Origin of the sequence: Shimia isoporae (genome assembly GCF_004346865.1) — a bacterium.
In the GTDB taxonomy this organism is placed as follows: Bacteria; Pseudomonadota; Alphaproteobacteria; order Rhodobacterales; family Rhodobacteraceae; genus Shimia; species Shimia isoporae.
Genome location: NZ_SMGR01000006.1, coordinates 1 through 12579, shown reverse-complemented (window position 1 = coordinate 12579; position 12579 = coordinate 1). Strand labels below are relative to the sequence as shown.

Below are 12579 nucleotides of genomic sequence, written 5' to 3'. Positions count from 1 at the left end.
GATCAATTGTATGGGGTGTCTCTAGGCAGGAGCATTTTGCCGCGCTGCCGCAACATGCGCGTCAAGTGCCTCAATCTCCGCGTTCGACATCCGCAAACCTAGCTTGGAACGACGCCAGACGATGTCTTCAGCAGAGGTGGCGTATTCTCTTTGCATCAACCATCGCACTTCCCGTTCCGTGAGGGTCGCGCCAAAGGAAAATCCCAGGTCTTCGGAAACTTTCGCGTCCCCAAGCATCTCCTGCGCCTCGGTTCCATATGCTCGCACAAGCCGCTTCGCCCATGCTGCGGTGAGGAATGGGTATCTGGATTGAAGCGATGCAATGAGGTCCTCGACACCATCAACTTCAAAATTTCCACCCGGCATTGGAACACCCGCCGTCCAAGCGCTGCCTGCATCCTTAAAGAACGGCATCAGCTTTTCCATCGCTGCTTCTGCGAGCTTGCGGTAGGTCGTGATCTTTCCGCCGAATACATTCAATACCGGAGCATCATCCCCTTCCAGCTTCAGCACATAATCGCGGGTCGCGGCAGTCGCGGAACTTGCGCCATCATCATAAAGCGGACGAACGCCACTGTATCGCCAAACGATGTCGCTCATTGAGACAGGCCGTTTGAAATACTCCGACGCGAAGTTGCAAAGATACTGGGCTTCCTCGTCTGTGCACTCCGGTCTTGCGTTGGCGTCTTCGTGCTCTTTGTCGGTCGTGCCGATCAGCGTGAAGTCTTCCTGATATGGAATTGCAAAAATGATCCGTCCGTCAGAACCTTGAAAAAAGTAACATCGGTTATGGTCAAACAAGCGCTTGGTTACGATGTGGCTACCGCGGACCAGTCGAATTCCTGCGCTTGTGTTCTGGCTCAGGACGCCTTCGATCACATCAGCGACCCAAGGCCCGCCCGCGTTGACCAATGCCTTGGCGTAACTCACCGAACTTGCGCCTGTGTCCAAGTGCTCTTTTTCAATCCGCCAGACGCCGCCGTCGCGACGAGCCGAAACAACTTTTGTTCCTGTTTGGATAACTGCGCCGCGAGCCTCGGCATCCCGAGCGTTCAGAACAACAAGGCGGCTGTCTTCTACCCAACAGTCACTGTATTCGAAAGCCCGCTGAAACTTGTCATGGAGGGGCACACCCGCTTCGTCTTTGGAAAGATCCAGCGTTTTGGTGCCCGGCAAAATTTTGCGACCACCCAGATGGTCGTACATAAACAGTCCGAGACGGATCAACCATGCGGGACGCCGTCCCTTCATCCAAGGCATGACGAAACTCAATATGCGGGATGTCGGAGTATCGTTGTCAAAGCGCATGTCGCGATGCATGGGAAGCACGAAACGCATTGGCCAACTGATGTGCGGCATTGCGGACAAGAGCGTTTCCCGCTCGATCAATGCTTCTCGCACCAACCGGACCTCGAAATATTCCAGATACCTTAGTCCACCGTGAAATAACTTGGTCGATGCGCTGGATGTTGCCCACGCAAGGTCTTTCATTTCGGCCAGTTCCACGCTCAGCCCGCGGCCGGCAGCGTCTCGCGCAATCCCACAGCCGTTAATGCCGCCGCCAATGATGAAAATGTCTTTTGGGTTTTCTTTGGTCGATGCCATGTGTTCGCTCACGAAAAAATACGAACCCTTTCGAACTTAATTTGACGGTCATCGTCAAGCTAAAACCATAAAAAATTCAAAAAATATGGCAAACTGGCAAAACCACCAGCGCACAATAAAGAACAAATTGGAAAATTTTCGCCGCGCACAACCTGCACAAGATTTCAGCGCCTGTATCCCCCAAGCAACGCAACCGATGGTAAGGTAAAATTCGAATCAGATTGTATTCTTGAGTCACGAGTGCGGGTGTAGAGGGAATTCAAATCATTAATCGGCCAAAAGCCGAAATAAGTTAGAGGCGCCGAACGGACAAAAGGCGCCCTGAGGGATGGGAATAAATGGAATTCACGACCTTGAAGCGCTTCGTGGCGGCGTCGTTGTGCGCGGCTGCGATCTTTTCGTCTTCCGAAGCGTTCGCTCAGGCAAGTGAGCCGGCGCCGACATTCTTTCAATCGTTCGGTTCTACGGCAATAGGGCCCGGCTCCACGACCACGACGACCTTCACGCTGACAAACAATTCGGCCACGCCACTTACCGAAGTTGAGTTCAATCACGTTTTCACGAGCACTCCCGGCGCTCTTCAATTGGTCCCTGGCCTCGGGCAAACTGACTGCACTGGTGCAATTGACATCTTTGCCGCCAATAACTTCGCATTTTATGACGGTTTTCTTGGCGGAAACGAAACCTGCACGATTTCTTTCAATGTAACCGCCTCCACTCCGGGCGCATACACCGATACGGCGACCACTCTCACGACGCTGGAGTCCGCGAGCGCCACACTGTCGCCAGCCAGTATAACAGTCGAGGCCGCACGCCCGGTTTTCAGCAAGTCCATTTCGCCCAACGACATCAACCCTGGCGAAACCGCGACAATCACCTACACGATCGATAATTCTGCTGGGGGCAGCGTCGTCAGCAACATGACCTTTAGTGAGACGCTCCCGACCGGTGTCATTGTTGCGTCGCCTTCCAACGCCTCTAGCAACTGTAGCGCCTCTTTCTACACAGGCGGTGTGTTTTCCCCGGTCTCAGGCTCCAACTCGATCTCTCTTGCGAGTGGTGGCGGACTAAACGTCGCCGCGGTCGACAGCGCCTCTACCTGTACGCTTACGGTAGACGTGGTCGGTTCCGCTATCGGCTTGTATGAGCTGAGTTCTAGTTCCCTAGCATACTTAAATGGGTTCACGCCCGGAACTACGGGCCTGTCCACCGCGCTTTTCAACGTCGAAGTTGATGCGCCAGACGATGCGCCGATCCTTAGCAAGTCGTTCACAGACGACCCCGTTTCTGCCGGCGCTTTAGCGACATTGGAATTCACTATCCAAAACCGTGAAAGGAACTTCTCAGCCACCAGTGTCGCCTTCACCGATGACCTCAACAGTATGCTCGCGGGCGCTACATTCGAATCTTTGCTCGGCAATACCTGCGGAGGAGCCATCACCGGTGTTGGCAGCGCCAGTCTCGGCTTGTCCGGCGGCACAATCGCCGCTGCCAGTGACTGTAAGATTTCTGCAAGCATCCGCATCCCTGGCGCAGCTGCTGCAGGCGAGTACACGAATACCACTTCGGATATTACCGCGGTCGTCAATAGCGTTGCCGTAACAGGCAACACTGCGACTGCACCACTCTTTGTCCGCTCGGCGTCGACACCGTCCTTTACCAAATCCTTTATCGACGATCCCGTTGCAAGTGGAGGCGCGGTCACGATCCGCTACGAGATTACCAACAATGATGGCGCGCAGGCTTTAACGGGCGTTAACTTTACGGACAATCTCAGCGATTTTGTTGGCAACACGGCTCAACTTGTTCCCGGCACTCCTCCGGCAAACTGTGGCGGTTCCGCAGTTTTCGCGAGTTACACTCCGTCGATATCCTCTGCTGGAATACTCTTTTCCTCCGGCGAGATCCCTGCCGGCGCAACCTGTACGCTTGACGTTGTGATGACTTTGAACGACGGCTTGGCCAGCGGCAATTACGCCAGCACTACGGACGAGCTCTCCGGTCAAATTGGCGGCACAGCCGTGTCCGCCGGTACTGCGTCAGACACACTCGTCGTCAACGCCGGAGGCGTCTCTCTCTCGATGTCCAAGTCGTTTGACGCGGACTCTGTATTGCCCGGTGGCACAGTCAATGTGACCTTCGAAATCGGCAGTGGCGCAGAATCGGCAGCCGACGCTGACGCGCTAACATTCTTTGACGACCTGTTCGCGTCAGGCAACGACTTCCCGACGGGGACCACATTCCAGGGAACTCCGACAAATTCCTGCGGCGGTTCCGTTGCGCTGGAGAATTCGAACTCCTTGCTGCGGCTGACGGGAGGATCTATTTCCCCAAACAGTACCTGTACGGTTTCTGCCGCAATCAGCATTCCGGCAACTGCAGGCACCGCTGTCTACAATAATACAACGTCTGAACTGACGGGCACTTCCGGCGGCAACCCTGTGTCAGCACCGGCAGCAACCGATGAACTCACCATCGTTGGCTTCGATCCCAGCGGCATCACCCGCAGTTTTGTTCCAAACTCGGTCGTTCCCGGCGAAACGTTCCTTGTGAGGTACACCTATGCCAATTCCAGTGCGCTTCCGGTCACAATCGGCGCAAATCTGGATGTTTTGGTCAATCTTCTTTCTGGCCTCACTTTAAATCCAACACCAGTCACCGACACTTGTTCGATTGCCCCCTCAATTTCGACGTTCGTCTTGTTCGCCTCGGGGACAATCCCAGCTAATGGACAATGCATCATTGAAGTAGAAGCCACGGTTCCAGCGGGTTCCACTCCTGGAACATACGGCCAGGGCATGTCCGTTGCCTCAGTGGGTGGATTGGACTTTGCGCCCCTCACCGCGACGCTGACCGTTGAAAGCATCACTCCGGAACTTTCCAAGTCCTTCACAGACCCCGACATCGAACCCGGCGGATCCTCGTCAATCACGTTCTCGATGGCAAACACCAGCGATCGAGCGATGTCCGACATCAGCTTTACGGATAATCTGGATGCGATGCTTTCCGGTACCATCATTGACTCGGTCAGCGACACCTGTGGCGGAACGCCCACAGGCACCGGATCTGGCTCATTCGCTTACTCTGGCGGGTCTTTGGCAGCATCAAGCAGCTGCACTGCAACGGTCAATTTCACGATACCGGTCGACGCGTTGCCAGGCAGTTATTCCAACACCACCTCGGCAATCACCGCCGTAGTCGGCGGTATCGGATATTCCGGTATTGCGGCAACAAGCAATCTAACCGTCACCTCGCCGGGCGCGCCTACGTTCAGCAAGTCGTTCTCCGGCCCCGCTGCCCCGGGCAGCACGACGACGCTTTCTTTCAGCATCACAAACACAGACGCCTCGTCGTCGATAAACAATCTCCGTTTTTCCGATGATCTTTCTGCTGTGATCTCGGGATTGACCGCGACGGTCCTTCCCTCGACCCCATGTGGGGCGGGATCGACACTAACCGGCACCAGCACATTGGTCCTAGACGGCGCGAACTTGGCGGCATCTGCCACCTGTAATTTCGACGTGACTTTGCAGGTCCCTGCGTCGGCAACCGCAGGGGACTACACCAACACGACCAGCGCGCTGTTCCGCTCGGGTGTCGCGCTTGCGTCCCCGGCTTCGGCAACCCTCTCAATCGTGCCGCCGCCTGCATTCTCAATGGCCTACGCAACGCCAAGCATTGCGCAAGGCGGCACCTCCAACCTCGTTCTGACGATCGACAATACGTCTGGCGTCCTGCCCGCGAACGCATTGGATTTCACCTTTACGCTTCCAGCGAACACGACGCTCTCGACGCCCAGCGCGGCGGCCACGACCTGTACAGGCGGTACCCTGACCGCGCTCAACGGCGGAAATACTATCGCCTACACAGGAGGCACAGTGGCAGCTGGAGCGACCTGTACAGTGTCAGCGAATGTGACGTCCGTCACCACCGGAAGCTATCCCAGCACCACAGGTGATCTCACGTCTTCCCTTGGCAATTCCGGCACTGCCAACGCGACCTTGGCTGTGACCGCCGCCCCAGTGCCCGCCTTTACCAAAGCGTATGCAAGCAGCACCCTTGAACAGGGCGCAACAACCACTCTGACCTTTACCATCAACAACACGGCTCTGATCGCCGCCAACACACTCGATTTCACTGACAACATGCCCACCGGCTCTGTAGTTGCGGCCGTTCCAAACGCATCTTCGACCTGTACGGGCGGGACGCTCACAGCAGTCGCTGGCACGGGTGTTATAAGTTACACAGGTGGCTCCCTAGCAGCGAGCAGCCAATGTCAAATTGCGGTGGACGTTTACGGCAACGCCCCACTTAGCGCGACGAACACAACTGGCGACCTTACGTCTTCTCTCGGAAACTCAGGCCAAGCGACAGCCGGGCTCTCGGTAACGGCTGCGCCGACACCAGGATTCAGCAAAGTTTTCGCGCCAGACACAGTTGTTCAGGGCGCAAATTCCCGCCTGACATTCACGATCAACAACACTTCACTCTTGCCGGCAAATAGCCTGTCTTTCACGGACACGTTGCCTGCCGGAATGATTGTTGCAGAGGCCGGAAGCAATGTTTCTGCAGATTGCGGCGGCACCGTCACTGCGGTGGCATCAAGCGGGTCCATTTCCTTGTCTGGTGGAACCTTGGCTGCAGGAACAAGCTGTACAATTGCGATCGATGTCCAAACCACCGGTAGCGGTGCAATGCTGAACACCTCGTCCGCTCTTGGCTCTTCCCTAGGTGCCGGCGGGACAGCATCGGACACCCTCAATGTAACCCCAGCTCCCATTCCTTCACTTACTGCGGCTTTCTCTCCTGCCGCCGTGGCAGTTGGCGGAACATCACGCCTGACCCTCACCTTGAGCAACGCGACAGCTCTCCTTGCGGCAAGTGATCTCGAAATGACCTCTGCCTTGCCAACGGGGCTGGAACTCGCCAATCCGGTAAACCTGTCCGCGAACTGCACAGGCATCGCTGTGACTGCTGCGACAGGAACAACAGCCCTCGACACGGATGGCGGCAGCGTCGACGCGGGCGCGACCTGTACGATAGCCGTGGATGTCGTTTCAACGGGCAGCGGTGCGCTAGGATATGCGCCAGCCATCGCAACCAGTTTGGGAACCACCCCGACGGCTTCAGCGACACTCAACGTGAACCCGTCGCCGGTACCGGTATTCTCTAAGTCTTTCTCACCCTCAACGATCGATCAGGGCGGGACATCAACGTTGACTTTCCAGATCGACAACACAGCCGCGTTCCTTGCAGCTACGGCGCTGGCGTTTGACGACGACATGCCTGTCGGTATGCGGGTAGCGCCAACTCCGAATGTGGCGACCACCTGTGGAGCGGGTGTGCTTACAGCGCCGGCCGGCGATGACGAGATTTCATTCAATGGCGGAACTGTCGCCGCCGGAACAAGTTGTACTGTGCAACTGGATGTCGTCGCCGAAACGTCCGGTGTTCTGAACAACTCGTCCGAACGTCTCACATCAAGCGCAGGCACTTCGGGTGAAGCCTCCGCCACTTTGCGCGTTAATCCGGCGCCTAGCCCTATGTTCTCAAAGGCCTTTGCACCTGCTTCAGTGACTTTGGGAGACGAGTCCACGCTGACCTTTACGATCAGCAACCCGGCAACTCTCGTCTCGTCCACGGGCATAGCCTTCACTGACCCCTTGCCCGCCGGCATGACAATTGCAAACGATAGCACAAATGCCACGACAACGTGTTCCGGCGGCAGCGTCACCGCGGCCTTGGGCGGAAGTTCAGTTTCCTTCTCCGGCGGCTCGCTCGCACCGGGAGCGAGCTGCACCATCTCCGTTGATGTTGTCTCTACTGCAAATGGTGCTCTGGTGAATACCTCAGGTCTGCTGAGCTCGAGCAGTGGTCAGGCAGGCCCTGCTATCGCCACGCTCAGCGTGGGTGGAGCAGATGTTCCTAGTTTCTCAAAGTCCTTCTCGCCAAGCACAATTCCCTTCGGCGGGACATCGACGCTCACATTTGAGATGCGCAACACCGCGGCGGTAGACGCCACCAACGCGGCCTTCACCGACACTCTGCCCACCGGCGTTACGGTGGCTGCGACTCCAAACGTCACGTCCAACTGTGCCAGCGGTTCCGTCATCGCATCCGGAAGCTCGATCTCGCTTGCATCGGGCACACTCTCTGCTCGTTCAAGCTGCACCATCTCTGTGGATGTTGTGGGCGCGAACGCCGGCACCGCCATCAATACGTCTGGGGCACTAACGTCCAGCCTCGGCAATTCGGGTGGCGCGAATGCGTCTTTGCAAATTGAAACGCCGGTCGTGCCTCTGATCAGCAAGACCTTTGCGCCCAGCACCATCAACGTTGGCGAAACCGCGGCAATGACGATCAACATCGACAACTCCGGTTCTCTGGCCGACGCGGCTTCGATGCTTCTGATCGATAATTTGCCGACAGGCGTTGTCGTAAGCGGCACGCCAAGCACGACCTGTAGTGTTGGCGGTTCGTTTACCTCCACGGCGACCCAGATCCAATTGACCTCCGGCACTGTGCCTTCGTCGTCCAGCTGCCAGATCAATGCAACTGTTCAAGGTGTGGCAGCGGGCAACTTCACCAACGTTACGAACCGCGTGACCAGTTCGCTCGGTAACTCCGGAAGCGCTTCAGCGACACTGACGGTAAACGCTGCGCCGACACCCGGATTCAGTAAATCCTTTAGCCCGTCGTCCGTGGCACAAGGCGCTGAAAGCACTCTGACGTTCACGATTGACAACTCTGCCAGCGCAGTAGCGATCACAGGCTTGGCCTTTACGAACAACCTGCCCTCGGGCATCACCATTGCGACTGACTCCGCAAACGCTTCGACTACGTGTTCGGGTGGTAGCATCTCCGCCGCAACAGGCAGTTCGGTAATTTCCTACAGCGGTGGCAGCGTTCCCGCAGGTGCGACCTGTACACTGAGCGTCGATATTTTGGCCGCCGGTGGCACCTCGGTTACGAACACCACATCTAACCTCTCTACCGACATCGGCAACTCCGGCGTTGCCAGCGCAAGCCTGTCGATCAGCGCAGCACCAGCACCGGCATTCTCCAAGGTCTTTAGCCCCAACACGGTGGATCAAGGCGTCGAAACGACCCTGACTTTTACGATCGACAACTCGGCAAGCCTTGTTGATGCAACTTCGCTCGATTTCACCGACTCGCTTCCCGAAGGCATTACCGTGGCAACCGACAGCGCGAACGCGTCAACTACTTGTACCGGCGGCACGCTGACGGCGGCGACCGGCAGCGACACCATCTCCTATTCGGGAGGTACAGTTGGCGCTGGCGCTGTCTGCACAATTTCGGTGGATATCCTGGCGGCGGGGTCCAACAACGTGACCAACACGACCGGCAACCTGACCTCTAGTCTCGGTGACTCCGGCACAGCGTCAGCGAACCTGTCAATCAATGGCGCCACGCCTCCTGCCTTCACCAAGGTGTTTGCTCCGGACAACATCGCGCAGGGCGACAGCACCGTGATGACCCTCACATTCGACAACGGTGCAAACTTTATTGATGCGACAGCGGTGTCCATAACCGACAACTTCCCGGCGGGCATGCAAGTGGCGGCCACTCCGTCGGCATCGACAACCTGTATCGGCGGTACCTTGACCGCAACGGGTGGCGCATCAACTGTAACCTATTCCGGGGGCACGATCCCAGCCGGCAGTTCCTGTGAAGTTAGCGTTGTCATCACCGCGACAGCGTCCGGGAACCTGACCAACACAACCGAAGCTTTGACCACATCGATCGGTAACAGCGGAACTGCCACCGACGTTCTGTCGGTCACGGCCGCTCCGGTTCTGGCATTCACAGCTGCCTTCGATCCGGCTTCAATCGGCCAAGGCGGCACCACGACACTGACGCTGACGCTCGACAATGTTGGCCGCTTCGTTGACGCGACTGCCGCTGCGGTCTCGGGAACTTTGCCTGCGGGTATCAGTTTCGCGGCGTCGCCGAACCTGTCCAACACATGTACCGGAACTGCGACGGCGTCTGGTAGCACCTTGTCTCTTTCCGGAGGCTCAGTCGCGGCGAACACATCGTGCGAGGTGTCGGTGGACGTGACGTCCACGACCATCGCAAGCCATGCATTCAACACAGGTGACCTGACTTCCTCGCTTGGAAACAGCGGGCCAGCAAACGCAGCGCTGACCGTAACCACTGCTCCAACCCCTGAGATTTCTTACGCATTTGCGCCAACAACAATCGAACAGTTCGAAATCTCGACACTGACGCTCAACATCGACAACTCCGGCGCATTTATCGGCTTCTCTCCGTTGACCTTTGACTACGCCTTTCCGGCTGGCCTCCAAATCGCTCCGGATCCCAATGTGACGTCGACCTGTACCGGCATCAGCACCACCGCAACGGCAGGCGGTACGTCTATTGCAACTTCCGGCGGCTCACTCGCAGCCCTCTCAAGCTGCGAGGTCACAGTGGACGTAACCTCGAGCACCATCAGTGTGATTGACGCTTCGGCCGGCACTCTTTCGGGGTGGGCCGGCCGCGAGGCAACCGGCTCCGTCACTCTGACCGTACTGGAAGCCACGACCGGAACCATCACAATCGTACAGAACGCTGATGTGGACGACACGTTCCGTTACACATCCGCGACACGCGGTCTGAACTTCTCCATCGCGACAACAGCCGGCACGGGTCAGTTTGGCCCCTACACAATCCCTGCGGGGTCTTACCAGATTGCGCAACAACGCCCCTCCGGCAGCGGCAACACCTCTCTCGTTTGCAGCGATGACGACAGCGGCACCGATGCGGAAACAGGGGTCATAAACATCGAACTTGGTGTCCGCGAGAACTTGGTCTGTACTTTTGTTTCGATCAACACACGGCAGAAAACTGTGGACACGATCAACGAGTTCCTGTCCCGTCGCGCAGATCTGATCCTTGCAAACGAACCGTCAAACGGGCGCCGCATCGGACGCCTGAACAAAGACTATGATACGGCAACTCGTGCCTCCTTTAATGACGGCGACCTAAAGGCGCTCAACCCGTTTGAATTCGATCTGACCACAATCGGAAGCGGCAACTACAGCTTTGCCACCTCCCTGGCTGCAATCGAGAACTCCGTGTCACAAGCTGGGCTTGTCTTTGGCGGGGATGCTGGTGGCGGCACGTGGATCGAAAACCGCAGGTGGGATATTTGGGCCGAGGGTATCTGGCAAAGGTTCGAAGGCGGCACAGCCTCTTCCGGCCACTTTGGTATGCTCTCGCTAGGCGCGGATTACGTTCTAGACCGCAACACTTTGGTCGGTGCCATGCTGCAGATCGATGATATGGACAATACTGACTCCTCGGCCAATTCGTCGACCAAGGGCACCGGCTGGCTGGTTGGCCCATATCTCACCAAGCGCCTGTCGGAAACGCTCTATTTCGATGGCCGCGTTGCATACGGCCAGTCCCGGAACACTGTCTCGCCATTTGGCACCTACGCCGATGATTTTGACGGTGAGCGCTGGCTGGCACGCGCTCAGATCACCGGCGATTTTGACCGAGGAAACTGGACAATTCAGCCCAACGCGTCTTTGGCGTATTTCCAGGAAATGCAGCGCTCCTATACAGACAGCGTCGGAGTTGTGATCCCGAGCCAAACTGTTGCGCTAGGACAGTTCAGTTTCGGGCCGACCATCAAAGGCAATTTTGCTGCCAGCGGTGGTCTTGCTTATCAACCGGTGTTCGCGTTGGACGCCATCTATAACTTTGGCGACACATGGGGCACCACAGTAACCAACCCGAATGCGCCTCAAACCCAAGGGTGGCGCGGTCGTCTCAAGGCGGGCGTGAACTTCACCACGGCCGGTGGAGCGACGTTCAACTTTAGCGGAACTTATGACGGCATCGGTCGCAGTGACTTTGAAGCTTGGGGGCTGTCATTCGATATCAACATTCCAATCGGAAGCGGCCCAGCTCGTTAATCAGTTCCACTTGCACTCCAAAAGGCCAGACGCTCTCCCGTCTGGCCTTTTTTTGATTGGCGCAGCGGCGCATTGAAACTTCATTTAGCTTGCAAACCGGACGGTCCCGCGCAAAGTTTCGGCACCCACATAGGACAGGCATATGCACAGCTCTTTTCGCGAACGCGATATTCTCGAAATCGCCCGAACTCAGGGCAAAGTCACCGTCGAAGCGCTTGCCGCGCATTTCGACGTCACAGTGCAAACCATCAGAAGAGACCTGACACAACTGGCCAACGCAGGACTGCTTGAGAGGGTTCACGGCGGAGCTATGCTCCCTTCTGGCGTTCGCAACATCGCCTACGAGGAGCGGCGGCGCGTAAATGCCGAAGCCAAAGATGCCATGGCGGCCCAAGCGGCCAAATCGATCCCGAACGGGTCTGCCGTTTTTGTGAACATCGGCACGTCAACAGAAGCGTTGGCTCAAGCACTCCTTGGCCATGACGGGCTTTTGGTCGTCACCAATAACCTGAATGTTGCGCGAATTCTCTCCGCGAATGAGCGATGCGAAGTTCTTTTGACCGGAGGACGTCCCCGCGCAGAAGACGGTGGTCTTGTCGGGCCCGTTGCCGCGCAAATGGTGAGCGGATTTGCCTTTGACTATGCTGTGCTTGGGTGTTCCGCCCTGTCGGAAGACGCGGAAGCCTTTGACTTCGACATTGACGAAATAACCGTCAGCCAAACCGCTGTGGCGCGAGCAAGCGAGGTCTGGCTTCTGGCTGACCAATCCAAATACCAGCGCCACGCGCCGGTCCGAATTGCCGGCCCAGAGGCATTCGACCGCCTATATACCGATGTCATTTCAAATGAACTGGCCGCAAAGTGCGCGGCTCAGAACACTGACGTGGTTCTCTGTAGCACCCATTAAAGCTCTTTACCCGAACGCGCGGGTTGCTTCGAAACGCGCGGCGACATCGCGGGCCAAGTCCTTTCGGTGCAGGAACTGGCGGGCGGTTGGGCCGTAGACTTCAAGCGCACCAAGGTCAGC

Annotated in this window: 3 protein-coding genes; 2 read left to right on the top strand and 1 reads right to left on the bottom strand. The window is 57.1% G+C overall.

Translation table 11 applies throughout. The annotated features are described in order from the left end of the window. Positions 1 to 21 precede the first annotated feature (21 nt). The gene (glpD, locus tag BXY66_RS19525; RefSeq protein WP_132862098.1) at positions 22 to 1605 is read right to left on the bottom strand and encodes a glycerol-3-phosphate dehydrogenase; all 1584 of its coding nucleotides are present in this window, start codon (positions 1603 to 1605) and stop codon (positions 22 to 24) included. A 338-nt stretch (positions 1606 to 1943) separates the two neighbouring features. On the opposite strand from glpD, the gene BXY66_RS19520 reads away from it, so the two are divergent. Beyond that, positions 1944 to 11552 (top strand): DUF7933 domain-containing protein, encoded by a 9609-nt coding sequence (locus tag BXY66_RS19520; RefSeq protein WP_132862097.1) that lies wholly within the window; start codon positions 1944 to 1946, stop codon positions 11550 to 11552. Positions 11553 to 11694: 142 nt separating this feature from the next. Next, on the top strand, positions 11695 to 12459 hold the full coding sequence (locus tag BXY66_RS19515) for a DeoR/GlpR family DNA-binding transcription regulator (protein WP_132862096.1): 765 nt from the start codon (positions 11695 to 11697) through the stop codon (positions 12457 to 12459). Positions 12460 to 12579 lie beyond the last annotated feature (120 nt).

Excerpts from the sequence above, each read along its gene's own strand:
- glpD (WP_132862098.1), bottom strand. The coding sequence starts at position 1,605 with ATGGCATCGACCAAAGAAAACCCAAAAGACATTTTCATCATTGGCGGC.
- BXY66_RS19520 (WP_132862097.1), top strand. The coding sequence starts at position 1,944 with ATGGAATTCACGACCTTGAAGCGCTTCGTGGCGGCGTCGTTGTGCGCG.
- BXY66_RS19515 (WP_132862096.1), top strand. The coding sequence starts at position 11,695 with ATGCACAGCTCTTTTCGCGAACGCGATATTCTCGAAATCGCCCGAACT.